This is a genomic window from Sorangium sp. So ce448, assembly GCF_051520915.1.
GTDB lineage: Bacteria > Myxococcota_A > Polyangia > Polyangiales > Polyangiaceae > Sorangium > Sorangium cellulosum_B.
Window position 1 is genome coordinate 441,063 of the sequence record NZ_CP150343.1, and the last position, 25,139, is coordinate 466,201.

At 74.3% G+C, this 25,139-nt stretch carries 16 protein-coding genes; 6 read left to right on the forward strand and 10 right to left on the reverse strand.

Annotated elements, in window-relative coordinates; genetic code table 11:
- Positions 1-82: 82 nt before the first annotated feature.
- Positions 83-685: a Uma2 family endonuclease gene (locus WMF45_RS01735; protein ID WP_437715242.1), complete on the forward strand. Its 603-nt coding sequence runs from the start codon at positions 83-85 to the stop codon at positions 683-685.
- 46 nt (positions 686-731) lie between these two features.
- Here the strand turns inward: WMF45_RS01735 and WMF45_RS01740 are convergent, their stop codons facing one another.
- Positions 732-5,471 carry a sigma 54-interacting transcriptional regulator gene (locus tag WMF45_RS01740; protein WP_437715243.1) on the reverse strand — a complete coding sequence of 1,580 codons (4,740 nt, stop codon included), beginning with the start codon at positions 5,469-5,471 and terminating at the stop codon, positions 732-734.
- Between the two features lie 12 nt (positions 5,472-5,483).
- Entirely contained in the window at positions 5,484-6,413 is a 930-nt protein-coding gene (locus tag WMF45_RS01745) for a hypothetical protein (protein WP_437715244.1), read from the reverse strand.
- Between the two features lie 320 nt (positions 6,414-6,733).
- On the opposite strand from WMF45_RS01745, the gene WMF45_RS01750 reads away from it, so the two are divergent.
- Genes WMF45_RS01750 through WMF45_RS01760 form a run of 3 tightly spaced genes read left to right on the forward strand, consistent with a single transcriptional unit; the run spans position 6,734 to position 9,686 of the window.
- Complete coding sequence (locus WMF45_RS01750) at positions 6,734-7,891, forward strand: alpha/beta fold hydrolase (RefSeq protein WP_437715245.1); 1,158 nt, start codon at positions 6,734-6,736, stop codon at positions 7,889-7,891.
- Between the two features lie 42 nt (positions 7,892-7,933).
- Positions 7,934-9,154, forward strand: a complete 1,221-nt coding sequence (locus WMF45_RS01755; RefSeq protein ID WP_437715246.1) for a GNAT family N-acetyltransferase — start codon at positions 7,934-7,936, stop codon at positions 9,152-9,154.
- A gap of 13 nt (positions 9,155-9,167) precedes the next feature.
- Positions 9,168-9,686: a J domain-containing protein gene (locus tag WMF45_RS01760; RefSeq protein ID WP_437715247.1), complete on the forward strand. Its 519-nt coding sequence runs from the start codon at positions 9,168-9,170 to the stop codon at positions 9,684-9,686.
- A 5-nt stretch (positions 9,687-9,691) separates the two neighbouring features.
- Here WMF45_RS01760 and WMF45_RS01765 read toward each other — a convergent pair whose 3' ends face one another.
- From WMF45_RS01765 to WMF45_RS01800, 8 genes are all read right to left on the reverse strand, one after another.
- The gene (locus WMF45_RS01765; protein WP_437715248.1) at positions 9,692-13,027 is read right to left on the reverse strand and encodes a protein kinase domain-containing protein; all 3,336 of its coding nucleotides are present in this window, start codon (positions 13,025-13,027) and stop codon (positions 9,692-9,694) included.
- Positions 13,028-13,324: 297 nt separating this feature from the next.
- Positions 13,325-14,029 carry a thioredoxin family protein gene (locus tag WMF45_RS01770; protein WP_437715249.1) on the reverse strand — a complete coding sequence of 235 codons (705 nt, stop codon included), beginning with the start codon at positions 14,027-14,029 and terminating at the stop codon, positions 13,325-13,327.
- A 38-nt stretch (positions 14,030-14,067) separates the two neighbouring features.
- Positions 14,068-14,961, reverse strand: coding sequence for a hypothetical protein (locus WMF45_RS01775; RefSeq protein WP_437715250.1), 894 nt, complete (start codon positions 14,959-14,961; stop codon positions 14,068-14,070).
- 2 nt (positions 14,962-14,963) lie between these two features.
- Positions 14,964-15,992: a phosphatase PAP2 family protein gene (locus WMF45_RS01780; RefSeq protein WP_437715251.1), complete on the reverse strand. Its 1,029-nt coding sequence runs from the start codon at positions 15,990-15,992 to the stop codon at positions 14,964-14,966.
- 16 nt (positions 15,993-16,008) lie between these two features.
- Positions 16,009-16,365, reverse strand: a complete 357-nt coding sequence (locus tag WMF45_RS01785; protein WP_012232951.1) for a cupin domain-containing protein — start codon at positions 16,363-16,365, stop codon at positions 16,009-16,011.
- Between the two features lie 191 nt (positions 16,366-16,556).
- Positions 16,557-18,278 (reverse strand): DUF4139 domain-containing protein, encoded by a 1,722-nt coding sequence (locus WMF45_RS01790; RefSeq protein ID WP_437715252.1) that lies wholly within the window; start codon positions 18,276-18,278, stop codon positions 16,557-16,559.
- A 19-nt stretch (positions 18,279-18,297) separates the two neighbouring features.
- Positions 18,298-20,550: a DUF4139 domain-containing protein gene (locus WMF45_RS01795; RefSeq protein WP_437715253.1), complete on the reverse strand. Its 2,253-nt coding sequence runs from the start codon at positions 20,548-20,550 to the stop codon at positions 18,298-18,300.
- A 74-nt stretch (positions 20,551-20,624) separates the two neighbouring features.
- Entirely contained in the window at positions 20,625-22,352 is a 1,728-nt protein-coding gene (locus WMF45_RS01800; protein WP_437715254.1) for an Eco57I restriction-modification methylase domain-containing protein, read from the reverse strand.
- A 366-nt stretch (positions 22,353-22,718) separates the two neighbouring features.
- On the opposite strand from WMF45_RS01800, the gene acpS reads away from it, so the two are divergent.
- A complete protein-coding gene (acpS, locus tag WMF45_RS01805) occupies positions 22,719-23,243 on the forward strand; it encodes a holo-ACP synthase (protein WP_437715255.1) in 525 nt (174 codons plus the stop codon).
- The gene (locus WMF45_RS01810) at positions 23,240-25,036 is read left to right on the forward strand and encodes an NAD(P)H-hydrate dehydratase (protein WP_437715256.1); all 1,797 of its coding nucleotides are present in this window, start codon (positions 23,240-23,242) and stop codon (positions 25,034-25,036) included. Before acpS ends, WMF45_RS01810 begins: the two co-directional genes overlap by 4 nt.
- Positions 25,037-25,139 lie beyond the last annotated feature (103 nt).

A 25,139-nucleotide genomic window follows, 5' to 3' on the forward strand; every position in this document is an offset into this window, starting at 1 on the left:
GCGTTTCCAGGGATTATTGGCGGGTCGACCCCGCACGTCTCGCTGCCTTGCCGCGCCATCCGCCCCCGGGCAGGCTTCGCCCATGGGCCAGCCCGCCGAGAAGCAGCGCCGCGCGACGTACGCCGACCTCGAAGCCGTCCCGCCGAACAAGGTGGCGGAGCTCATCGGGGGCGAGCTGCACATCACCTCGCGGTCTGCCCCGCGGCATGCTCTGGCAAGATCAGCTCTTCTCGGCGAGCTCCGCCCCGGTGCCAGGGCGCCACGGGACCATGGCCATGAGCTGCCGGGGGATTGGTGGATTCTGAACGGACCTGAGCTGCACTTCCCCGACCGAGGCTCACCGGATGACACGGACGTGCTCGTTCCGGACCTCGTGGGGTGGCGCCGTGAGCGCATGCCAGAGCTCCCCGAGACGGCCTACGTCGAGCTGGCACCTGACTGGATCTGCGATGTCCTGGACCCGCAGACGGAAGCGTACAAGCGGCAGGTGAAGATGCCCATCTACGCGCGCGAGGGAGTGCGGCACGCGTGGCTCGTCGAGCCGATCGCTCGGACGCTCGAGGTCCATGTGCTCGGCCAGGATCGTGGCTGGAGGCCCGCCGTCGTCCATCGCGACGCCGCACGCGTCCGCGCCGAGCCCTTCGAGGCCATCGAGCTCGATCTCTCGGTCCTCTGGGCGAGGTAGCCGGCAAGCTTCGCCGCCGCGCCCCGCCCCGAGCGCGGCCCCCGCGTCACTGGATCCCGTACTCCTTGAGGCGCCGGTAGAACGTCCGGCGCGGCAGGCCCACGACCTGCGCCGCCTTCACCCGGTTCCAGTTACAGCTCGAGAGCGCGACGAGGATCCGCTCCCGCTCGCTCGCCTTGTGCGCGTCCAGCGACGTCTCGACGCGGTGTGGGTCGCTCGACGGCGGAGCCCGGCCGGCGCTCGCGGGCGCCCCGCCGCCAGCAGGCGCCCGCGGCGGGGGCGTGGCGGCGTTGTCGAGCGAGCCCCGCAGCGACCGAGGCGCCGCGTCGGGCAGCTCGAAGTCCTCGCTCTCCAGCTCGGGGCGATCCGACAGGACCCACGCGTTGAGCAGCACGTTCTCGAGCTGCCGCACGTTCCCGGGCCAGGTGTACGCCGACAGCCGCTTCAGCGCGGCGCGGGACACGCTGCGGCGATCGCGGCCGTAGCGGGCGGCGAAGATCCCGAGGAAATAGTCGATGAGCAGCGGGATGTCCTCGATCCGCTGGCGCAGCGACGGCACCCGCACCTCGACGACGTGCAGCCGGTAGTAGAGATCCTCGCGGAACGTGCCCCTCGAGACCATGTCGGCGAGATCCCGGTGCGTCGCCGCGATGACCCGCGCGTCGACCGGCTCCTCGCGCGCGCCGCCGACCGGACGGACGACCTTCTCCTGCAGCACACGCAAGAGCCCCGCCTGCATCTTCTGCGGCATCTCCCCGATCTCGTCGAGCAGGATGGTGCCGCCGGTCACCTCCCGGAAGAGACCCTTCCGGTCGCGATCGGCGCCCGTGAACGCGCCGCGGACGTGCCCGAAGAGCTCGCTCTCCAGCAGGTGCTCCGGGATCGCGCCGCAGTTGACGCCGACGAACGGCTTCTTCGCCCGCGGGCTCGCGTTGTGGATCGTCCGCGCGACGACCTCCTTGCCCGTCCCGCTCTCGCCGGTGATCAGGATCGGGATGTCCGTGTCCTTCACCCGGTCGATGAGCGCGTAGACGCGGCGCATCGCCTCGCTCGTGCCGACCAGGCCCTCGTAGCCGAAATGGCCGCGGATCACCGCGCGCGCCGAGCGCAGATCCCGCCGCGTCGCGGCCAGCTGCGCGGTGCGGTGGCCGAGGAGCTCCTCCAGCTTGGCGCGCGCCGCGCGCAGCTCCTCGTTCGCGCGCTCGAGCTCGCGGGCGCGGCGCTCGTTCTCGCTCACGAGGCGCGCCGTCTCGATCGCGATCGCGACCTGATCGGCCAGCGCCGTCAGCGTCGGGAGCTCCACCTCGAACTTCGCCGCCGCGCTCAGCCGGGTCTCCAGGTACAGCGCGCCGATCACCTGCCCGCTCCGCTGCCGGATCGGCACGCACGCGACCGACTGCAGCATGAGCTGGTGCACGGAGACGTAATCGCTCATGCGCGCGTCGTCCCGCGCGCTCGCGGTCACGACCGGCTCGCCCGTGGAGATCACCCGCTCGGCGATCGAGCTGGAGAAGCGCGCGTGCGGGTCGTCCCCCGCCTGGTCGCGCGAGGCGTGGATCGAGAGATCGACCGCGCCTTCGCCGGCGACCTGCTGCAGCTCGTCGCGCGGCGGGCGCTGCAGGATGATGAACCCGCGCTCCGCCTGGAGGAGCGCGATCGCATGATCGGTCACCTTCGCCAGCAGGCGCGTGAGATCGTGCTCGCCGGCGATCTCGCGGTTGATCTCGAGGACCCGCGCCAGCCGGTCCTCGCCCTGCGGGGCCGCCGCGCCTGCCTGAGCCGCCGCGCTCTGCTGGGTGAACGGCACCGTGCGGCTGCTCATCAGCTCGAGCATCGCGGCCGCCCGGATCTCCTTGCGCCGGGCGTCGTTCCAGAACACCTCCCGGAGGTCGCGCGGCAGCTTCGAGGCGATCTCCTCCAGCGTGATCAGCGCCTCCTCGCGGTCGTGGCGCGCCCGGATGAGGTGGCCCCGCTCCGTCTCGAGCTGCGCCCGCGCCTCCAGCGCGCGCCAGATCCAGTCGCGCTGGCCCGCGGCGCGCGCCGCGTCGAGCGCCTCGTCGTACGCCGCCCGGGCCCGCCACTCGTCGCGCGCGACCGCCGCGACGCGGCCGCGCGCGAGCGCGAGCAGGGCGCGGTGGGCGCCGGTCGTCCCCAGGCGCTCCGACGCCACGTCGATCTCCTCGCCGAGGGCGCGCGGATCGGCGCCGGCGCGCGCCACGGCGAAGAGCACGCGCTCGAGCCGCGCCTCGACCCCGTCGATGCGCCGGCCCATCGCCTCGTACGCCTCGGCGCACTCGAGGCAGAGCCGCTCGGCCTGCTCGAGATCGCCCGAGCGCGCCGCGTGCTCCGCCTCGAGCGCGAGCAGCTGCGCCTGCTGCTGCGGCGCGAGATCCGCGCGCTGGGCGGCGAGCGCGTCGAGCGACACCCGGGCCCGCGCGAGCCGCCCGAGGTAAAGGTCGAGGTTGGCGAGGTTGAGGAGCGCCTGGCGGATCGTCGCCACGCGGCCGGAGCGCCGGCCCAGATCGACGGCGGCCTCGAGGTGGCGGATGGCCGCGCCGAGGTCGCCCTGGAGCTTCGTGAGCGCGGCGAGGTTCAGGCGGGTCGTCGCGAGCGTGCCCGCGTCGCCGGCCTGCTCCGCGGCCGTGAGCGCCTCCTCGTAGACCGCCTTCGCCTCGCTGAGGTGGTCGTCCCGCTGGAGCGCGAAGGCGAGCGACACGAGCGCGACCGACAGGATCCGCGGCTCTCCCGTGAGCCGCGCGAGCCGGACCGCGTGCTCCAGCGTGCGCTTCGCGTCCTCGTGCCGCGAGGCGAAGCTCTGCGCGAGCCCGCGCGTCGCCACCGCCTCGGCGACGATCGCCTCGGGCGAGGCGCCGAACGCGGCGGCCGTCGCGAGCTCGGGGCGCGGCGCGCCGGTCAGCCCCGCCTCGATCTTGAGCGGGCCCACCCGCTCCACGGCCTCGCCCGCGCGGCGCTCCGCCTCGCCGTAGTCGCCGGCGCGCACGAGCGCGCGGGCCATCTGCAGCGACCAGAACGCCGCCAGCGCGTGATCGTCCGAGGCCTCGACCTGCTCCTTCACGCGCCCGAGCTCGGCGAGCGCCCGCGCCGTGTCGCCGCGGTTCATGGCGAGCCGCGCGCGCGCGAGCGTCAAGGTGGGCACCGCGGCGGCCGAGCCGTCGCCCTCGTGCCGCCCGAGCGCCTCCGCGGCCGCGTCGAAGTGGCCACGGTCGAGCAGCCGGTGGATCTCCGCCGGCGGCAGCGCCGCCCCCTCGGCGCCCGCGCCGCCCGGCCCGGACGCCACCGCGCTCGTCGGGGGCGCGTCGAGCAGCCGATCGACGTCCTCGGTCGACGCGACGGGCGCGCGCGCGATGCACGCGACGATCTCGCGGATGCGCCCGGGCCACCGCCCCGCGCGGGCGACGACGTGCGCCGCCACCGCGTCGCTCAGCGACGGGATGGTGCGCTGCACGAGCTCGCGGGCGACCTGCTCGTCGAGCGGCGCCATCTCGAAGCGCTCGAACCCGCGGCCCAGGCGCGCGGGGGAAGGCGCGCCGTCCGTCGGCGCACCGCGCGCACCGCGCGCGCCGCGCCGCGCGCCTGGCGCCCGGTTCGCGCCGCTGTCCGATGGATCCCCGAGCACGAGCACGAGCTTGCCGCCGGCCCTCCGCACCTCGTCGAGCCGCTCGATCGCCGCGTCGCCGAGCCGATCGGCGTCGTCGACGAGCGCCGTCACCCGGCCGAGATCGTGCTCCGACAGCTCGATCGAGAGCGCCTCGCGCGGGTCCGCCACGCCGGCCGCCTCGACCCACGCGACGGCGTACCCGCCGACCTCGAGCGACCACGCGATGCGCCGGAGCAGCGCGCTCCGCCCGGAGGCGCGCGGGCCTTCGATCGAGAGCCCGCCGCCCGCGGGCAGCGCCATGATCTGCGCGAGCAGCCGCGTGGAGGGCGCGTCCAGCCCGACGATGGGCCAGACCACGGCGCCCGCGTCCGCGTCGGGCCTCGCGCCCGCCTCGCCCGGCCTCGCGGCCTCCTCTCCCGGCCCGGAGGGGAGCCGCGCCGCGCGCCGGAGCGCGTTCGCGAGCTCGTCGGCGCTCGGGAAGCGCGCGTTCGGGTCCTTGGCGGTCGCCCGGTCGACGACCCCCTGGAGCGCCTCGACGACCTTCGGGTCGCGCTCGCCCCCGCTGTCGCGGAGGGCCTCGGCGAGCGTCGCGCCGAGCGCGAACACCTCGGCGCGGACGGTGAGCGGGTCGCCCTTGAAGAGCTCCGGCGCGGCGTAGCGGGGCGTGAGGCCCACGGGCCGCGAGCCGTCGTCCCGGAACGGCGCGGCGAGGCCGAGGTCGACGAGCGTGGCGCGGCCGCCCTCGCCGACGATGATGTTCGCGGGCTTCACGTCGCCGTGCAGCAGGAGCGCGCGGTGCAGGCGCGTCAGCTGATCGGCCGCGTCGGCGATGGCCGCGAGGTTCCTCGCCAGGTCGCCCTTGCGCGCGAGCAGATCGGCGAGGCTCGTCCCCTCGACGAGCTCGCGCACCATGAAGGGCCGCCCTGACGCGGGCAGCCGGCCGAAGCGCAGCACGCGCGGCACGCCGAGGCCCTCGACGCCCGACAGCGCCGCCGCCTCGCGGACGAGCGCGAGCACCTCCGGCTCGTCCGCCTCCTCGCCGAGCGTCTTCAGCGCGACCGTCTTGCCGGTGAGGCGGTCGCGCACCGCCCACACCTCGCCGCCACCGCCCTTTCCGAGGGCCCCGATCGGCTCATAACGCGGCGGAAACAGCGGACGCGACGTCACCTCATCCCTCGATCAGAGGCCATATCCCGCGGACAGCCCGAAGAACAACCCTGTGATGGAGAAGCCGGCGTCGAGCCGCGTCTGAAGCTGCTTGATCGGCTTGTACCGGAAGCTGAGCTGCGGGAACGAGATCCACGGGAACACCGACGGCTTGGAGCCGCCGTTGATCCAGCTCGGCTCGTCGTAGTCGCCGAAATGGTCGTTGGAGCCGTCGCAGAAGCCGCCGGTCGGGCCGGCGCACTTGCTCCACGAGCCCACGTCGTCGGGGTCGAGGCGCGACGGGTTGTTCGGGTACGCCTGCGCGCGGTAGAGGTTGCCGAAGACGACGCCGAGCCCGACGCCGCCGCCGATCAGCAGGGAGAAGCGGCCCTTCTCCTTGTCGAGCGGGATCTCGTAGAGGAGATCGGTCGTGAAGTAGACGAGCTTCATGGTGCTCGACACCATCTCCCAGGCGTCGTTGCCGTCGTTCTTCCCCTTGAAGAGGAAGGGATCCATCGAGTAGTCCGCGTAGGAGATCGCCAGATCGATCTCGAGCCCATCCCTGCGCGTCGAGAGCTCCGGGCCGAAGGTGAACACGTTCACGCTCGACCCGCCGTCCGCGAAGAGGTTGATCATCGCCTTCGGCACGATGAGGTTCCGGAACCGGAGCCCGGCGAACCGATAGGTCTTGCCCTCCCTCTCGAACGGGGCGTTCTCATCCGTCCCCTCGGGCGGCGCTTCCTGCGGCTTGTCCTTCTCGCCAGGCGCCTTGTCGTCCTGCGCCTTCTCGTCCGTGGCCTGCTTCTCGGCAGCGGGGGAGTCGTCCAGCTTGCCTTCGGCGTCGTCCTTGGGCTGCGCGCCGGCGCTCGACGAGAAGCACACAGCGCCGAGCAATGCGGCGAGCGCGGCGGCCCTTGCGTGCACCCCGACCGCGAGCTGCCGACCCATCTTCACGTGGTACATTGTAGGTCACCTAGCGATGCGTAAGTTCAGGGCCGGGCTCCGCGCCCACGGAACAGGCACGCCGAGGCCAGCATCGGGTTCTCCGCGCGCCCCGGTGGACCGGGCACCAGCGAGGGCAGGGTACACGAGACGCAGCGCCGTGTGATGCCTGCGGACCGCCCACGGCGGAGCTTTTTCCATGACGGCGCACCAGAGCGCGCCTGCCCGTGATCGCCGTCAGTGGCCGTGTGATGTCGGCGCGGCAGGGCCCCACGGCGACGGCATTGCTGCGGACCAAACGAGGTTGCACACAGCAAAATAATCCGCAATAGACGGAAAGGATGATCCTGCATCAGGCCCAGGTCGAGCAGACGATCGACCGCGACGAGCGGGACAGGTTCATCAAGGAGCTCGTGGTGGTGCGGGTCCGCAGCACCGCGCACGAGTCCCCGCCGGCGAGCGCGAGCCGTGGCATCGAGGGGGCGCGCGCGCCGGGGGTGGAGGACGCGGAGTCGGTGGAGCGGGACGTGCCGCTGGCGATGATCCGCAAGCGGAGCGCGCGGCTCCGGAGCACGGTGGCGAGCGTGCTGCTGGTCCACGGGTACGGCCAGAACCGGTACATCTGGCACCTTCCGTCGCGGAGCTTCTCGAACTACCTGGCGCGAGCGGGCTTCGACGTCTTCAACCTGGACCTGCGGGGGCACGGTCGGTCGCGGCACCTCGGGGCGCGGCGGCCGGCCCACGTGACCGATTTCGTCCGCGAGGACGTGCCGGCGGCGATCGAGGAGATCCGGCGCATCTCGGGCCCGCGGCCCGTGTACCTGATCGGCCACTCGCTCGGGGGGCTCGTCGGCTACGCGACGGCGCCGACGATGGGGGACGCGGTCGGCGGGATCGTCACGCTCGGGAGCCCGTACCTGTTCACGCACGGGTCGCGGTCGCTCGCGCTGCTCGGCCGGCTGATGCTGACGGTCGACCGGCGCGTCCCGCTCGGGCAGGGGGCGCTCCCGCTGTCGGCGTGGGGCGAGCCGTTCCGGTTCGTGCGGGCGTTCGTCGAGAGCCCGATCTTTCCGCTGCCGATCCGGGGGTTCGTGCCCGGCTCGATGGAGACGCGGGTGCTCACGCAGCACATGTCGCTGGCGATGGACAGCGGCAGCATCACGGTGCTCCGGAACATGTTCCTGGACGCGGCGGCGTCGCGGAAGAGCGGCCACCACATGGGGAGCCTCTTCGGCTACGCCGAGCGCTTCGAGCAGCTCGACCTGCCGCTCCTGGTCATCGCGGGCACGCACGACGACCTCGCGCCGCCGGCGTCGGTGAAGCCTGCGTACGATTTCAGCCGCTCCTCGGACAAGACGTACCGCGAGTTCCCGCGCGGCCACCTCGACATCGTCGTCGGCCGGGACGCGCCGCTCACGGTGTGGCCGCTCATCGAGGCCTGGCTGAAGACGCGCATCCGGCGGGCGGCGGCGAGGGAGCGCGAGCAGCTGAGCGCGTAGGTCGCCGCGCGAGGGCGCCGGCGCGACTGCTATCGTGGGCGCATGACCATCGAGCTGCGGCAGCTGGCCCCCGAGCAGCACGGCGAGTTCGTCCATCCCATCCTCACCGCCTTCGGCGCGCTCGTGAACACCGAGCGCCTGGAGGCGACGAAGCGGCTCCCGGAGCTCACGTATGGCCTCGGCGCGTACGACGGCGGGTCGCTCGTCGGGGCCGCCGGCACGTTCTCGCTCACGATGACCACGCCGGGCGGAGCCGTCCCGGTCGCCGGGCTCACGATGGTCGCTGTCATGCCAACGCACCGCCGCCGCGGCATCCTCACGCGCCTCGTCCGGCGGCACATCGACGAGGCGCGCGCCGCGGGGCAGCCGATCTCCGCTCTCTGGGCCACGGAGGGCTCCATCTACGGCCGCTTCGGCTACGGCCTCGCGTCGCAGGCGTGCTCCATCTCGATCGAGCGCGATCGCACCGCGTTCCGTGGGGAGGCGAGCGCGGAGGGCCGGGCGCGGCTGCTCGGGGAAGCCGAGGCGCTCGAGGCGTTCGCGCCGGTCTGGGAGCGCGCCCGCCCGCTCGTCCCCGGGATGCTGGCGCGCTCGGAGCCCTGGTGGCGGGGCCGGCGGCTCTCCGACAACGACTTCATCCGCCAGGGGGGCGGCCAGCTCCAGCGCGTCGTGATCGAGGTCGACGGGCGCGCCGAGGGCTACGCGCTGTACTGCATGCACCACCGGTGGGACGCGTCCACGATCCCGATCGGCTCCGTCCGCGTCATCGAGGCGATCGGCGCCTCGCCGCTCGGGACGAGGCTCGTCTGGCGGTACCTCTTCGACATCGATCTGGCGCAGCGGATCGAGGCGAGCCTCCTGCCGCCCGATCATCCCCTCGGCATGCTCCTCGTCGAGCCGCGGCGGCTGCGCCTCACGGCGAGCGACGGGCTGTGGGTGCGCATCGTGGACGTCGAGGCCGCGCTCGCGGCGCGCGCCTACGGCAGCGGCGAGGCGCTCACGCTCGAGATCATCGACCGCGATTGCCCCTGGAACGCGGGCCGGTTCCGGCTCGACGGGGGCGAGCGGCGCGCGACGCGGACCACGGCGGCGCCGGACCTCCGCCTCGACGTCACGGCGCTCGGCTCGGCGTACCTCGGCGGCGTCTCGTTCCGTTGCATGGCCGACGCGGGCCAGGTCGAGGCGCTCTCCGGAGGCGCCATCGAGCGGGCGGACAGCCTGTTCCGCGCCGCGCGTGCCCCGTGGTGCCCCGAGATCTTCTGAAGGCCAGGCCCCGATGACGCTCCCGCTCCGCGGCGTCTACGCGGTGACCCCGACCCGCCGCCGCCGCTTCCTGTGGGCCGCCTGGTGGACGGCCGAGCCGGCGCGCGAGCCGTTCCGCCCTCCGGACGCGAGCCAGGGCGGCGCGCGCACCGTCGAGGAGGCGCGGGCGCAGGCCGAGCGCGCGGCCGGGCGCCCGCTCGTCGAGATCGAGCCGGCGTGGGCGACGGCCTGGACGCGCGTCCTGCGCGGTGAGCCCCCGTGGCCCAAGCCGCGCGCGCGGCGGGAGGCGCCCCCGCCGCCCCCTGGGCCGTCGAGCCGCGCGCCTTCGCGGCCGGCGTCCGCGCGCGGCGTGTCGCCGTTCGCGGTGCTCGGGCTGGTGGAGGCCGCGAGCGCGGACGAGATCCGCCAGGCGTTCCGCCGGCTCGCGCTCGTCACGCACCCCGATCGCGGCGGCGACGCCCGCGAGTTCATGCGCGTCAAGTGGGCCCACGACGAGGCGATGGCCAGGCTCGCGCGGCCCAGGCGCCGGTAGCGGAGCTACGGGGATCTGGGGCCAAGGTGGCTCGCCGCGGCGACCTTCCGCGCCTCGTCGAGGAGCGGCGCGTACTCGCGCGCGAGCAGCGGGTTGCCGCGGAGCGCCTCCTCGAGCGAGGCCGCGGCGCGCTGGGCCAGATCCAGGCGCGCCGCGCGCTCGCGCTCCGCCTTCGCCCGGAGGAGGAGCAGCGCGCCCTTCCTGGCGTTCGCCAGCGGGAAGCCCGGGTCGATGGCCAGCGTGCGCTCGATCAGCGCGAGCCCCGCCTCGACCTCCGAGCGCACGTCGAGGAGCCCCGGCCCGGTCAGGGCGGCGCGCTGCCGGTGAACCTCGGCCAGGGTGCCGAAGATCCTCGGGTTGCCCTCGTTCGCCTCGTGGGCGCGGAGCAGCGACCGCTCCGCGGCGTCGAGCGCCGGCGCGGGGCTCCTGCCGCGCGACGCGGCCCACCGCGCCGAGAGCAGCTCGATGTGCCCGAGCGCGAGGAGCGCCCCCGCGTTCTGCGGCCTCGCGGCCACGATGGGCTCGATCGCGCCCCTCGCCGCGCGGAGCGCGGCCGTCGGATCCTCCCCCCGGAGGAGCGCCCCGTGCGCCGCCTCGATGCGCGCGAGGCCCGCGCCCTGCTGCGCCTCGAGATCGTCCGGGTTGAGGTCCGCCGCCGCGCCGTACGCCTCGAGCGACCGCGCGAGCGAGACCTCCGGGCTCTCGCCGGTGAGCCGCTGGTGCCGGCCCTGGATCAGGTAGGTCAGGGCCAGGTTGTTGTAGGCGCGGTAGCTGTCCGGGCGCCGCCGGAGCGCCGCCTCGAGGCTGTCCTTGGCCACGTCGAGCGACTCCTCGGGCGACGCGCCGTGGTCGAGCTCGTACTGCGCGCGCCGCGCGTAGAGCCAGCCCTGGTTGAGGAGCGGCGGCATGTCGTTCGGCGCGATCTCGATCGCCCGCTCGGCGTACGACGCGCCGATCTCGAAGAGGGAGAGGGGATCGGCGCCGCGGGACGCGGCGTACTCGGCCATCATGCCGTAGGCGATCGCGGCGTCGTTCCACGCCCAGAACGAGTTCGGGTCGAGGGCGAGCGATCGCTGCGCGCTGTCGACAGCGCGGCCGAGCGAGGGCCACGCGTCGAGCCCCACGGAGCTCTCGTGCGACGCGAGGAGGAAGAAGCTCGCCCCCATCGCGCCGTACGCGGTCGCGTCCGACGGGTCGCCCTGGACCGCTTGCTCGCTGGCCGCGACCGCCTCGACGAGGTCCGACCTCGGGTCCGAGCCGCGCGACAGGTCGCGCCTCGCGCGGTGCACGAGCGCCCACGCCTTCTTGGCGAGCGCGCCGCTCGCCCGCGGGTTGGCCTGGAGCGCCCTGTCGCACCGGGCGATGATCTGCGCGACGACCTCCTGCGCGTCTCCGCCGCGCTGCGCCTCGATCAGCATGATCTCGCTCAGGGCGCGCGCGGTCGCCTCGTGGACGTCGGGATCGCTCTCGGCCATCTCCGCCGCGCCCTTGTACGAGGCGACGGCCTCCCAGAACTCGACGAGCGCCGCCGCGTGCTCCCCGAGGTCGCGCGCCGCCGTGCCCTTCGCGAGCAGGATGTCGCCCTCCAGCTTCTTCGCCTCGTATTCCCAGGGGGATCGCGCGAACGCCAGCCGCGCTTCGGTGAGCGCCTCGTCGAACCGCCCCTCGTAGAGCGCGATGAGCGCCACGGCGTACGACGGCGGCTCCGCGGCCGATCTCACGCTGTCCCTCAGGTACCTGAGCGCCGGCTGCTTGTGCCGCTCCTCGAGCTCGAGCTGGTGCGCGGACCGCTCCCCCTTGTCGGCGAGGCGCCGCGCCCGATCGAGCCCCTTCAGGTAGAGCATGCCGTGCACGAGGCCCGCCGCGAATTTCGCCTCGCGCGTGGCATACCCGCTCGCGAGCGCCGCCTCGAGGTGCGCGAGCGCCTCCTCGGGCTCGTGCAGCGCCAGGTGCCCGCGCCCGAGCGCGTAGCGGCCGGGGCCCTCGACGAGATCGCCCGTCGTCTCGCGCATGCCCTGCATCTTCCGGTCGATCTCGCCCAGGCGCGCCCGGATGACCTCCTTCTCCCGCGACACCTCGTGGAGGGGGAGCGCGTAGGCGTAGCGCATGAACAGCTCCATCTCCTTGACGTCCTGACCGAAGCCCTCGGCCAGGGACGCCACGCGCGCGGCGAGCTCGGCCTGCCGCGCGGCGGCGAGCTTCGCGCGGAGGGCGACGGCGCCCGAGAGCGCGAGCACGACGAGCGCCACGGCGGCCGCCGCGACCGCGAGCCTGTGCTTCCTGGCGCGCTTCAGGGTGCGGTAGCCGATGCCCATCGGGCGCGCGTCGATCGGCTCCCCCTCGAGGTAGCGCTCGAGATCGAGGGCGAGCATCTTCGCGGAGTCGTACCGCCGCTGGGGCTCCTTCTCGAGGCACTTCATCACGATGGTCTCGAGATCGACGGGGATCCGCTTGTCGATCTTTCGCACCGGCGCGGGCAGCTCGCGCGCCACGCGGGCGATGAGGCTCGTCACCGAGGGGTCGACGAACGGCGGGCGCCCGGCGAGGACCTCGTAGAGCGTGGAGCCGAGGCAGTAGACGTCCGTGCGGCGGTCGAGCTGGCGCTGGCCCCCGGACACCTGCTCGGGCGCCATGTACGCCGGCGTCCCCTCGCCGCTCGCCGTCGCTCGGGCGTCCGCCGCGGTGTCCCTCGCGAGCCCGAAATCGAGGAGGTAGGGGCGGAAGGCGCCCTCGGCGGTCCGCTCCACCAGGATGTTCGCCGGCTTGATGTCGCGGTGGATCAGCCCGAGCCGGTGGGCGGCGTGCAGGCCGTCCGCGACGTCGGCCACGATCTTCACCCGCTGCTCGAGGGACATCTGCTGCGCCACCCGGTGGAGCGGCTGGCCGTCGATGTACTGCATGGCGATGAACGGCTGGCCCTGCGCCTCGCCCACCTCGTACACCTTGCAGATGTTCGGGTGCTCGACCCGGGCCTGGGCCCGCGCTTCCCAGATGAAGCGCTGGGCGAGCTCCGGATCGTTGCCCCGTATCAGCTTGAGCGCCACGTACCTGTGGAGTCGCGGGTCCCTGGCCTTGTAGACCGTGCCCATTCCCCCTTTCCCGATGAGCGACTCGCACTCATACCGATCCCAGTTGCGGATGGGAAACCTGCTCGGCACGCGCGACGAGGGCGGCTCGACGCATTGGAACACCGTCTCCTGCGCGGCGCCCGAGCTCCCCGGCGGGGCGGAGCGGGGCGGCCTGCTCTGGGGCGCGATCGAGACGGGGCGGGACGTGGGCTCCTCGCTCGCCGGCCACGCGGCGTTCGCACTCTCCGGGCCCGCTCCTCCCATTCGGCTCATGACTCGGACCCTTTTCAACAGCGAAGGTAGAGCCCCCCAGCGCATGGCCTCGAATCGCCATCATTCCGGACCGCCCGGCCGCGTGCCAGTGAGCGCCTCGCTTCAGGCGTGAGCTACGAGCGATATGACAAAACTGTCGCCCAACGGTAAGCTTGGGTTTACGTCCATGTCAACTCCCCGGACGGGACCTATCCCTGAAGTCCGGGACGCCGTCCGCGACGCTGTTTGTGGGGCGCGCGACATGATGCCGAGGTGGGTTCAGCTGCTCCGCGGCTCACGGGCCCGCCGGCGGGCTGGTCAGTACTTGACGGTGCAGCCGAACGCCTCGGTCTCTTTCGTGGAGATCGCCTTGCCGGCGGCGAGCTCGGTCAGCGCGGCATCGACGTAGTTCGTGACCTGCTCGCCGGGCTCGGGCTCACCGCCCTTCGTGCTGTCGATCGCGCCGGCGTAGACGACCGTGCCCTGCGGATCGATGACGACCATGTGCGGTGTGCGCTGGGCGCCGTACGCGCGCCCCACATCGCCCTTCTCGTCGATGAGGACCGGGTAGCTCATCCCGAACTCGCCCTTTGCCTTCACGTTCTCTTCCTTGGCGGTGCCCTGCTTGCCCGGAGCGCCCGAGTTGATGGCGAGCCACACGACCCCCTTCTGGGCCTGCTGCGCCGGCACGTCCTTCAGGCCGCCCTGGCGGTGCGCGAGCTGCACGAACGGGCAACCGGGGTTGAACCACTCGAGGACGACCGTCTTGCCCTTGTGATCGGCCAGCTTGACGGGCTTGCCGTCGAGGTCCGGCAGCGTGAAATCGGGCGCGGGCTGGCCGATCTTGGCCTGGGCCGCCTTCGCCTGAGCCGCCGGCGCGTCCGCGGCCTTCGCCTTCGGGGCGTCGGCCTTTTCGGGCTGCGGCGCGGCGGCGCCGGTGGCCGCGGGCGCGCTCGCCTCGCCGGGCTGCGTGCACGCCGCGAGGGCCGCGGCGAGGAACGTCAGGGAAATGAGCTTGTTCATACGGGGACGCTTACCACGCGTCGCGGCAGGCGCATGCGTCACGGGAACTCCGGCCAGTGATCGCCGGTCGCCCACCGGTATCGAAGGCCGAGCTGGCCGAGATCCGCGCCCAGCAGGCCGAGCTGATCGGGGGTCGCGGCCACCACCATCACCGTCCCGACCGCGTCCAGGTGGTGCGTCAACGACACGGCCAGCACGGGGCCGACGCGCACGACGAGGCTGTCGCGGCCAGGGTTGCCGAGCACCTCGGCGGCGGCGCCCAGGCGGAGCTCGCCGAACCGGTCCATCTCGGCCATGTAGCCGAGCCGGGCCCGGTAGAGGTACGGCGGCTTCATCACCGCGTGGAGCGCCTCCTCGTAAACGTAGAATCCCTCCGGCGTCCCCAGCACCGCATAGCCGGTCGCGACGCCGAACAGGCTGCCTCCGAGCAAGGGTATCGAGCCAGACACCTCGATCTCCGCCGCGACGTACCGCGACGGGGGGCCCTGCATGAGCTCGGTGTCCCTGCGCGTGTACGACGCCCGAGGCTCGAGGAAGTACTGGGTCGTCGAGAAGGCGTACCGCGCGCCGCCACGGATCTCCACGCTGGGCAGCGCGGCGCGGAGGCCCAGGTACTCCGCGCCGCCGCTCGGCGACACGCTCGCGTAGGCCTCGATCCCGAGCCAGGACCAGTGTGGCTTGCCCACGCCGAGCGCGAGGCTCGGCCTGAAATAGATCACGCCGAGATCCATCAGCGCGGAGAGGAACGGGCGCGCGGCGGCGCTCCGCGCCCAGTAAGAGCGCTTCTGCAGGACGTCGATGCCCGAGGGCACCGGCGGCGGCTCGCCGGCGGGCGACGGCAGGTCGGCCGGATCCTGGGCGCCGGCCCCGGCGGGCAGCAGGGTGAGCGCGGCGAGCGCCGCGGCGGCGGCCAGCGCGTGGCGGAGCGCCATCGCTAGAACCTGCCCACCAGGTACCCGCCGAGCGGCGCGGGCGCGAAGCTGAGCGTGACGCCGTCCCCGCGCGGCGCGTCCGAGGCGGGGGCGCCGCCGCGGTAGTGCAGGAGCCACGGAAGCCCGAGGCCGGTCAGGGCGCCGACCGCTGCGCCCGTGAGCGCGTCGGTCGCGAAGTGCTGGTCGGAGACGACCCGGAGCGTCGCCACGGCCGCCGCCGTCCCGAGGGACGCGGCGCACGCGAGCGCGTCGGGGGCGCCGCCGCCGTACAGGGGCAGGCGCGCGTGGTGCGAGCACACGAGCCCCGCCGCCGTGAAGGCGGTCGAGCTGTGGCCGCTGAAGAAGCTCCTGTACCGCTTGCTTCCCCGGCAGTCGCGGTCCTGCTGCTCCTCCGGCCCGGCGCACCCGGCGCGGTAGGGGCGCTCGCGGCTCGTGAGCCCCGCGACGACGCCGTTCAGGGCCGCGTTCAGCGCGAGCGCCTCGACGTCGATCATCGCGATCTCCCAGGCGACGCTGCCGCGGCCGTGCCCCCACCAGGTCACGAGCAGGGCGTCCACCGCGAGGTGGTTGGTCATCAGCGTGAGCAGGAGATCGCTCGCGTCCCGCGCCATCTCGCGCTGGCGATCGCTGCGGATGCGCAGGGCGCCGCGCGCCGAGCCGTCGAAGCCGTTCACGGTCGTCCACCGGCCCTCCGACGGCGGGATGGCGAGCGTGCCGAAGGCGGTCGCGGCCAGGAGCCCCGTGGCCACATACTCGCTCACGCGGAAGCGCGGCCAGGCCGGATCCCACGCGACCTCGGGCCGCGCGCGAGAGAGAGCCTCCGGCGCGGTACGGCGCGGCGCGCTCGGCAGCGCCGCCCCGGAACGGAGGGCCGTGGTGTCGACGGATCCCCGTGTCGCCGCGCCGGACGGCGCCTCGGGCGGCTCGGCTCGCGCCGCTGCAGACGGCTCGGCTCGCGCCGCCGCAGCGCCGAGCAGCGCCGTCATGGCGAGCGCGCAGGAGGCGAACCGGAGGGGCGCGGCGCACCTCAAGGAGCGGACCGCGCGATCAGAAATCAGGGTGGCCGATGACGAGGAACTCGAGCGGCCCGGCGCCCGTGTTGCGCAGCCCGTGGTGTACGTTCGTCTCGACGTGCATCATCTGGCCGGGGCCGAGGGGCACCTCGCGGTCGCCGACGATGCCGAGCGCCTGCCCGGCCAGGATGTAGATGGTCTCGGTGGTCTCCGTGTGGAGCTCGCGCGAGATCTCACAGCCGGGGCCCATCGTTCCCCTGTAGAAGCCGAAGGCGTTCCCGCGGTCTCTTCCCAGCAGCTGCGCCATGAAGACGCCTCGGTTGGGCAGATACTCCATCACGTCTTCGTCGGCTGCGGTCAGCACCACGGCCCCGTCGATCTGCTGCCTCATGGCGATCCTCCTCCTTCACGAGTGAAGCCGCTGGGAAAACGATCCGTTACCGAAGCGCACTGCGTCCTGTCAACGGCGCTCCGCGCGAACCGTGCGACGGCGGCCGCCGGCGTCTCGGCTTCCCTGCTTCCGTGCTTCTCTCCCTCTCACCTTCTCTCCTCCCACGTTCCCGTTCTCTGCGTCTCCTGGCTTCAAAAAGGCAACACCACGCTCGCTGCGGCGCGGAGCTCGTAGCTGAACGACAGCGTCTTCAACCCCTTCGGAGGGAGCTCGACGTGGCCACGGAGAAATCCGTCCTTCTCGTCCAGCGTCCAGCCGGGGGCCTCGCCGAGCGCGACCTCGACCTCGGCCACCTCGCTGACAGGGATCCGCTCGGTGACCAGGACCCGCTTCACGTTGCTGGAGAGGTTGGACACGGAGAGCTTCACACGCCGGCGGATCTTGCGGCTCCCCGTGATCGCGGCGGTGTCCTGCTCCTCGTCGACGGTGCGCCGCACGCGCACGGCGTCGTCCACGCCGAAGCCGAGCTCGAACGGCTCGCCGGCGCCCACGAAATCGAGCCGGGCGCGGCCGATGAGGCTGCCGCCCCGCGCGACGCGCACCGGGCCCGCCAGCAGCGGGCGCGGCCGTCCGCCGGCGCCGCCGCCGTCCAGCGTCACCGTGGCGCGCAGGTGGGCCGCGGGGTGGACCTCGGGGTACAGCACCAGCGCGAGCTCGGTGGGGAGCGAGCGCCGCGCGATCTCGATGCGCGTCGGGCGGCCGTCGGAGGGGAGGGTCACCGGCTCCGCCGCCTCGAAGATCAGGGGCTCGCCGCCGTCGTCCACCCCCGGCATCTCGTCGACGGCCCGCGCCCCGCGGTCGAGCCCGGCCGCGGCGATCGCCTGGTCGCGCGCCTCGACGATCACGCGGCGGCGCTCGATCTCCGTCTTGCGCCGCGCGCGGAGCACGTCGTCCTCGAGCAGCGGCGCCTCGGCGCTCCTCGACGGCCGCGCGGTCGAGAAGCGCGCGGTGACGTTCTCCCAGACCTCGCCCGTCGCCTGCCACGCCGCCGCCCAGGTGGTGAGCTCGATCGAGCCGCCAGGCCCCTGCGCTGCCGCGCCGCCCGCGCTCGCGCCCGCGGCGCCGGCGGCGAGCCGCGCCAGGTGCTCGGGGCGCCAGATCGCGCACGCGACGCGGTACGTCAGCTCGATCTCGACGGGCTGCGGCGCGGGGGCGTGCACCTCGACCTCGATCACCGCTTCATAACGCGGTTGCTCGACCGACCCCTCGCGCAGCCGCGCCGCGGCGCGCCGGGCGTCCTCCTCGGCGCGCGCCCGCGCCGCGCGCGCGTCGGCCGACGCGCCGAGCGCCTCGGCGAGCGCCGCGTGCAGCGCCTCGGCGCCGCCGCGCCACGAGGCGAGGCGCGCGGGCTCGCCGGCGTCCTTCGGGACCTCGCTCATCGCCCGCGCCCACTTCGCGAGGAGCTGGTCGAGGTGGGCCTCGCGGCGCGACGCCCGGTCCCGCGCGCGCTCCGCGGCGCCGGCCCGCAGCGACGCCTCGCGCTCCTCGCGCTCGAGCGCGTCGATCGCCTCGCGACCGAGCGCCGCCTCCCTGTGCGCCCTCCACCGCACGCGCGCCGCCGTCACGCGCACCTCGCCCGCGCCCGCGCCCGCGCCCGCGCCCGCGATGCGCGCCTGCACGGTGCGCTCGTCGACGAACACCGAGACGCCGCCGATCGCGATCCACTGCGCCCCGGCCTGGATCTCGACGCGCGCCGCGCGCACGACCTCGGCGCGATCCTCGAACAGCGTCACCGCCCGCGCCACGCTCGGGTGCGGCGCGCGGGCGCCCTCGTGGCCGCCGCTCCCGTCGCCCCCTCCGCCGCCGCTGGCGCTCCGCCCAGCCCGGTCCGAACCGCTCGCATCCGTTGCCATGGTGCGCTCGTTTCCTTTGTTATTCCCGACGGTTACCGCCGACAATCTCGTTCTTGGACGAGAACACCACGCGGTAGGTGAAGGCGACGGAGGCCTTGCCGCCCGGCGCGATCGGGACGCGCCAGCGCAGCCCGCCGCGCACCGGCTCGCCGAGCTCTTCCTGCGTGTAGGGCTCGGCCTTCGGCTGCGACGAGAGGAGCTTGATCTCGACGTCCTTGTCGTCCGTCACCGGGATGCGATCGAGGACCTCGACCTCGACGCCCATCCCGAGCGACGAGGAGAGGTCGATGACGACCGCGTGCTCGACGGCGAGCGAGCCGCCGAGCAGGCCGGCGCTCGACTCGTCCACGCGCGCGTTCCTGGCGACCCGGATCCGCTCCTCGACGCCGAGGCCGGCGCGGAGGAGGCCGCCCCGGTCCACGCGGCCGAGCGCGGACTGCGCCGCGAGGGCGCCGTCGACGAAGATGTCGACCGGCCCCGCGAGCAGCGGGGCGTCGAACGGGTTCTCGACGCGCGCCTCGCGGTAGACCTCGGCTGCCTCGCGCGGCGCGGTCACGAACCGGGGCGCGGCGGGGGCGCGCGCGGCGCCCAGCGCGACGCGGTGGAGCCTGCCGTTCGACGGCACGTCGGCGGCGCTCTCGCCGACGTAGAGGTGGTCGAACTGCCCGCGTGAGTCGCGCGGATCCACGGCCCGGGGCGGGGCGCCGAGGTCCGCGATGTCCTGCTCCGCCCGACGCGCGTCGCGCCGCGAGGGCCCGGGCTCGTCGCGCGCGAGCCGGCCGCGCTGGTTGCCCGCGCCGGGGAGGTGCAGCGCGTCGAAGTCGAGCCACTCCTCGACCTGCGCGGGCTCGAGCGCCGGGGCGGCCCCGGCGCCCTCCAGCGCCTGCTCGGGAGCGAGCCATTCCTCCTCGAGGCTGGCCGCGGCGTCGACGCTCGCCGCGGAGCCCAGGGCGCTCCGGGGGGCCGGGGGCGCGCTCGCCTGGGGAGCCGGCGGGGGCGGCGCCCCGGAGCCGCCGAACGACGGGAGCGACAGCCCGCGCGACTTGCGCGCCGGCGCGGCGAGCGGCATCGGCGCGGCCGCCGGCATCGGGGGCGGCGGGGCGAACGCCATCGGCGCGGCGGCCTGCACCGGGGGCGGCAGCGCGCCCGCGACGGACGGCGCAGGCGGCGCCAGCCTCTTCATGGCCGCGAGGGGCTCCGGGCTGGCCCGGTTCCGCGCGGCCTCGTCGCCCCCACGCGTGCGCGGGAGCTTTCCAGGCGCGGCGGTGGTTCGCGCGGCCGGCTCGGGGAGGGCGGCGACGAAGCTGTCGAACCCCTCGAACATGGCGTCGAGCCCCTCCGGCGCGGGGCGGTAGCCGCGGCGCGGTGGGCGCTGCGCGCGGCTGAGCCGCAGCGAGGCGAGCTCCGGCAGCCGCGTGTCCTGCACGAGATCGGCTGTGGCGAGCGCGAGGCGCACGTCCTTCCAGTCCTCGCCCGAGGCCTGCGCGACGAGGGCGTCGAGCTGCAAGGCGACCTCGGTCGCGCCGCGCGAGAACCGCGCCGCGTAGGCGGGCCACCAGCGCGCGGCGAACACGGCGTACTCGAGCCGGAGCGCGGGCTCCCCGGCCGCGTCGCCGCGCTCCGGCGCGAGCCGCACGACCACGTCGAGGCGCGCCGGATCGCGCTCCTCGACCTCGCCGCTCGTGGCCTGGGCGGCGTCGATCTGGGCGGCCAGGAGCTCCTTCCGGGCGCGCTCGATCTCCGCGTCGAGCGCGGCGGCGCGGGCGTCGAGCGCGGCCAGCTCGTCCGAGAGCAGGCGGCTCACCGCGAGCGCGTCGCGGATGCGGGCCGCCGGGTCGCCCGGCCGGAAGCGCCGCGCGAGCTCCGGATCGAGCGCGACGGCGCCGAGCTGGTCGCGCCAGAGGCGAAGGTGGTCGCGCTCCGCCGACAGGCGCGCGATCGCGAGCTCGAGCTCGCGGAGCTCGGCGGAGAGCGCCGTCCTCGAGACGGGCGCCGGGGGCACGACGAGCCGCGCGCGCACGCCGATCACGTCGCGCACGTCGCGCGCGGGCCCGGAGGCCGCCGCCGCGCCCGCCGAGGCGCCTCCGGCGGCGTCGATGAGCGCGCGGAAGCTCCCCGGCTCGGCGAGCGGCGTGATCCCCGGCACCGAGATCTCGACCGCCCCCCGGGGGAGCGGCGCCGCGAGCTCGACGCGGCGGGTGACGATCGCCCCGCGCGCGTACACGACGACCCCCTCGATACGGCTAGCGCACTCGATCTTCTCGGCCGTCATCGCTCGTCCCCTCGCCCGCGAACGCCCCGTGAGAGCGCGACGGTATCACGCGGCGCGTGGGCCCGGATAGCGGGCTATCTCCTCGTGTCGAGGAAGCCGAACCCGGGGAGCGCGTCGATGCCGTAGGCGCGCAGCGCCAGCTCGTCGAGCTTGCCGAAGTCGCGCCGCCGGAAGGAGCTGCGGAGATCGCTCATCATCTCCTCCGCGACGCTCTCCGGCGGGGGCAGGCGGATCCGCCGCAGGTACTGGGCCTGGAAGCGGAGGTAGCCTCCGCGCATCTTGACCGCATAGGACCACACGAAGAAGAGGGCGACCCTGGAGGCGAGCAGCCCGCCGAGGGCCTCCATGTCCCAGCCCTCCGAGGTGATGAAATAGAGATTGTGGTGCGGATAGAACCTGCCCTCGTCATAGACCACCTCGTTGGAGCCCGCGATGTCGGGGACGAGCAGCTTCGGGGCGTCGGTCAGCCCCGGAACCACGCGATCGATGGTGCGGAACCAGCCGGCGCCGCCCCGCCGGGCGATGTAGCGCCTCCTGATCTCGGCCTCGTGCGCGTGCAGGTACCCGGAGAGCCGGGGGTACTCCTCGAGATTGACCACCTTGCCGTCGGATCCGAAGGGATTGATGACGAACCGCCTGGCGTCGCGGATGCGGCCGTCCTCGATATCGCCTCGCATGACGAGCGGCACGAGGCGATCGCGCTCGATATCCACCTCTTCGCCGACGATGTAGATCCTGTCGTTCCCGGTGGCGACGCCGATGCCGACGCGCGTCCCGCCGACCTCCTCGATCGGCGCGAACCGCGCCTCGAGCGCGCGCAGGGCCTCGAGGTGCTCCGGCGAGCCGAGGACCCACGGGTCGTCGCCCTCGAACCAGGAAGCGTACTCCGACACGGCGACGCCGGAGCCGCGCTCCGCCGCGCCCGCCTCCGCGCGCCCCTCCGTGCGTCCCTCCGCGTGTCGAAGCGCGGCGGAGGCGGCCTCGCACTCCTCCGGCGAGGCGGTGCGCAGCGTCGCGACAGGGACGCTCCCCGTCTTGCCGGGCGACACGGCGAATATCGACGGGTAGGCGACGACCTCGGACTCGAAGGGAGACGCGCCGCGCAGATCGACGTAGCACCGCACCCGGAACCACCTCGACAGCATCCGGCGGAGCGGCGCGCCGTAGCGGTTGAGGGTCCACCGGTCGGCGCAGATGAAGGAGAGGACACCGCCGGGCGCGAGGAGCTCGAGGCCGCGCTCGATGAACGCCACGTAGAGATCGGCGCGGTCGTAGAGCGACCTGTACCGGTGTCGATACTCCTCCTGGAGCTCGGGCGAGAGCTGTTCGATCCTGACATAGGGCGGGTTGCCGACCACCGCGTCGAACAGGCGTCCCTGGCCGGTGAGCAGGAAGTCGCCGTGGGCGATCCAGGCCTCGGAGAGGCGCGTCGCGTCGCCGTGCGGCAGCCCGAGCCGCGCGAGGGCCCCGGCGACCGCGAGGCGCGCGCGGTCGACGTGATCTCGCTCGACGTCGTACGACCGGATCGCCGGCTCGATCTCGAGGAGGTCGCGATCGTGGCGGCGCGCCGACTGGATCAGCCGCTCGGCGGCGGGGACCAGGAAGGCGCCGTGGCCGCAGGCAGGCTCGAGCAGCGACAGCGACGCGAGATCCCGGTCCGCGGTGTAGCCCGCGAGATCGAGGATGAGATTCACGACGTGGGGTTTGGTCAGCACCACGCCGTGGGCCTCGCCCGACGAGCGCTCCCCGTAATCGTAGGCGCTCTGCGGGAGCATGACCGTCAGATCGAGGGCTGTCTGCATTGGCGCCGCGAGCATGGTAGCCGCGATCGGCGCGCGCGGGCGACGCTCCACGGCCGCGCTCGCCGTGCGGTCGCAGCGCGCTCGCGACGCTTGAGCCCGCGGCCGGCCGCCTCGCGCCGGGCCTCTTCCCCGCTCGCGTGCCGCCGTCGAGGCGCTTTCTGCGTCTGCTTCTGCTTCTGCTTCCGCGCTCGGGGCGAGGCGCGGATCGCGTTTCAGGGGGCGTCGCCATCGAATAGGGTAGAGTCGCCACATGGCCTTCCCCGTGTCTGTCCGTCCCGCCAATCGCATCGCGGCGAGCGTCGCCTGCGGAGGCGCCGTGCAACCGCCGGCCGCCGGCCCGGACGCTGGGTCGAGCGAGGGGAGCGCGTGATCCTCGGCATCGGCATCGACGTCTGCGGCATCGGACGCATGGAGGAGGCGCTCGCGCGGTGGGGGGAGCGGTTCTGGGAGCGGGTGCTGTCCGAGCCGGAGCGCCGCTCGCTCGCGCACCGCGTGGACCGGGCGACGGCGCTCGCGGGCCGCTTCGCCGCGAAGGAGGCCGTGGTGAAGGCGATGGCCGGCGCGCCGGGCGTCAGCTGGCACCACCTGGAGGTGCGCGGCGCGCCGCGCATGCCGCCGACGATGGCGCTCCACGGTCCGGCGCGCGCGCTCGCCGAGCGCATGGGCGTCCAGCGGGTCCACCTGTCGATCACGCATGATGCAGGCGTGGCGGCGGCGGTGGCTATCCTGGAAGGGGACGGCGAGAGCCGATCCCCGACCGAGGAGGACGAGGACGGCGAGAGCCGATCCCCGACCGAGGAGGACGAGGACGGCGAGAGCCGATCCCCGACCGAGGAGGACGAGGACGGCGAGAGCCGATCCAGCCTGGACGAAGGGAAAGAGCGCTCGTGATTCCGGTCCTATCGCGCGCGCAGATGCGCGCCTTCGACAAACACGCGATCCACCAGTGCCACGTCCCCGGCGTGGTCCTCATGGAGAACGCCGGCCGCGGCGCCGCCGACGTGATCTCGGCGATCATCGAGGGGCGCAGCGCCGGGCAGCCCGGCGACGCCGCGCACAGCCCGCCGCACCCGCTCGCGTCCGGCCTTTCGCCCGCGCGGGCGTTCTGGCCGGCGACGTTGCCCTCCGGGGCGGGTCTCCGGGGCCGCCCCGGGAGCGTCCCGCCGCCGCCGAACGGCCGCCGCGACGCCGAGGAGGCCCGCGCCGCGCGCATCCGATCGTTCCCGGTCCGGCACGTCCCGAGCCCGGGGCAGCCCGCGACGTACCCCCTCCACGCCCGCGTCGTCGTCGTCTGCGGGGCCGGCAACAACGGCGGCGACGGGTTCGTCGTGGCGCGCCACCTCCTCGCCCGCGGCGCGGAGGTCCAGGTCTTCCTGGCCGCCCGGTCCGAGAAGGTCACCGGCGATAGCCGCATCAACCACGACGCGTACGTGGATCTCGGCGGCGCGCTGACCGAGCTCCCCCCGGGCGCGTCCCTCGCCCCGCTGGAGGTCGCGCTCGCGGGGGCCGACCTCGTCGTCGACGCGATCTTCGGCACGGGCCTCGACCGCCCCATCGAGGGCCACCTCGCCGACGTCATCGGCGTCCTCAACACGGCGACCTGCCTCTGCATCGCGCTCGACGTGCCCTCGGGCCTCGACGCCGACAGCGGCGCGCCGCTCGGCGCCGCGGTGCAGGCCGACGAGACCGTCACCTTCGGCCACCTCAAGATCGGCCTGCTCACGCCCGAGGGCGCGCGGCTCGCGGGCAACGTGCACGTCGTCGATCTCGGGGTCCCGGACCGGCCGATCCTCGCCCACGTGGGCCACGTCGCGGAGGTCCTCCGCAAGGAGACGATCGGCTCGTCGCTGCGCCCGCGCGAGGCGAGCGTCTACAAGCACCAGGCGGGCAACGTGCTCGTCATCGCCGGCTCGTCGGGCAAGCTCGGCGCCGCGCTGCTGACCGCGCGCGCGGCGATGCGGACGGGCGCGGGCCTCGTGACGATCTGCACCTGGGCCGACACCGCGCGCGCGATGGAGTCGCGCGTCGTGGAGCTGATGACGACCTCGATCGATCCGGACCGCATCGCGGCGTCGCTCGACGGCGCGCTCGCCGGGCGGCGGGCGGTCGCCATCGGCCCGGGCCTCGGCCTCGACGAGCGGGCGCGGGCCGCGGTGGATCACGTCGTGCTCGGCTGGGACGGCCTGAAGGTCGTCGACGCGGACGCCCTGACGCACTTCGTGGGCCGCCCGGAGGCGCTCGCGACCGCGCGCGGGAGCCTCATCATGACGCCGCACTCGGGCGAGCTCGGGCGGCTCCTGGGCCGGAGCGCCCGGGCCGTCGAGGAGGACCGCTTCGGCGCCGTGCGCGAGGCCGTGGCGCTCACCCGGGCGATCGTCGTGCTCAAGGGGGCGCGCACGATCATCGCGCTCCCGGACGGCCGCATGTTCATCTGCATGGCTGGCAACCCTGCGCTCGCCACCGCCGGCTCGGGCGACGTCCTGACCGGGATGATCGCGGCCCTCCTGTGCTCGATGGATCCCACCGCCGCGGCGAGCGCCGGGGTGCTGATCCACGCGCTCGCCGGCGATGTGTGGCGCGCGCAGACGGGCAGCGATCGGGGGCTGCTCGCGAGCGAGATCGCCGAGCTGGTCCCGGGCCTGATCGCCGCGCTGGCCGCCGGGAGCGACCCGCTCTCGACGTGACGCGAGCGCCTGCTCCACCGGACGCCCAGCCCGGCGCTCGCTCTGCTGGGCGCCTCGCCCGGCGCTCGCGCGGGTGGGGCCGCCGGGCCGGGCGCGCCGCGGG

Bases quoted from the DNA above. Each gene is read 5' to 3' on its own strand.
- WMF45_RS01790 (WP_437715252.1), bottom strand. From the start codon at position 18,278: ATGGCAACGGATGCGAGCGGTTCGGACCGGGCTGGGCGGAGCGCCAGC.
- WMF45_RS01755 (WP_437715246.1), top strand. From the start codon at position 7,934: ATGACCATCGAGCTGCGGCAGCTGGCCCCCGAGCAGCACGGCGAGTTC.
- WMF45_RS01750 (WP_437715245.1), top strand. From the start codon at position 6,734: ATGATCCTGCATCAGGCCCAGGTCGAGCAGACGATCGACCGCGACGAG.
- WMF45_RS01760 (WP_437715247.1), top strand. From the start codon at position 9,168: ATGACGCTCCCGCTCCGCGGCGTCTACGCGGTGACCCCGACCCGCCGC.
- WMF45_RS01735 (WP_437715242.1), top strand. From the start codon at position 83: ATGGGCCAGCCCGCCGAGAAGCAGCGCCGCGCGACGTACGCCGACCTC.
- WMF45_RS01795 (WP_437715253.1), bottom strand. From the start codon at position 20,550: ATGACGGCCGAGAAGATCGAGTGCGCTAGCCGTATCGAGGGGGTCGTC.
- WMF45_RS01785 (WP_012232951.1), bottom strand. From the start codon at position 16,365: ATGAGGCAGCAGATCGACGGGGCCGTGGTGCTGACCGCAGCCGACGAA.
- WMF45_RS01765 (WP_437715248.1), bottom strand. From the start codon at position 13,027: ATGAGCCGAATGGGAGGAGCGGGCCCGGAGAGTGCGAACGCCGCGTGG.
- WMF45_RS01775 (WP_437715250.1), bottom strand. From the start codon at position 14,961: ATGGCGCTCCGCCACGCGCTGGCCGCCGCCGCGGCGCTCGCCGCGCTC.
- WMF45_RS01770 (WP_437715249.1), bottom strand. From the start codon at position 14,029: ATGAACAAGCTCATTTCCCTGACGTTCCTCGCCGCGGCCCTCGCGGCG.
- WMF45_RS01800 (WP_437715254.1), bottom strand. From the start codon at position 22,352: ATGCAGACAGCCCTCGATCTGACGGTCATGCTCCCGCAGAGCGCCTAC.
- WMF45_RS01745 (WP_437715244.1), bottom strand. From the start codon at position 6,413: ATGTACCACGTGAAGATGGGTCGGCAGCTCGCGGTCGGGGTGCACGCA.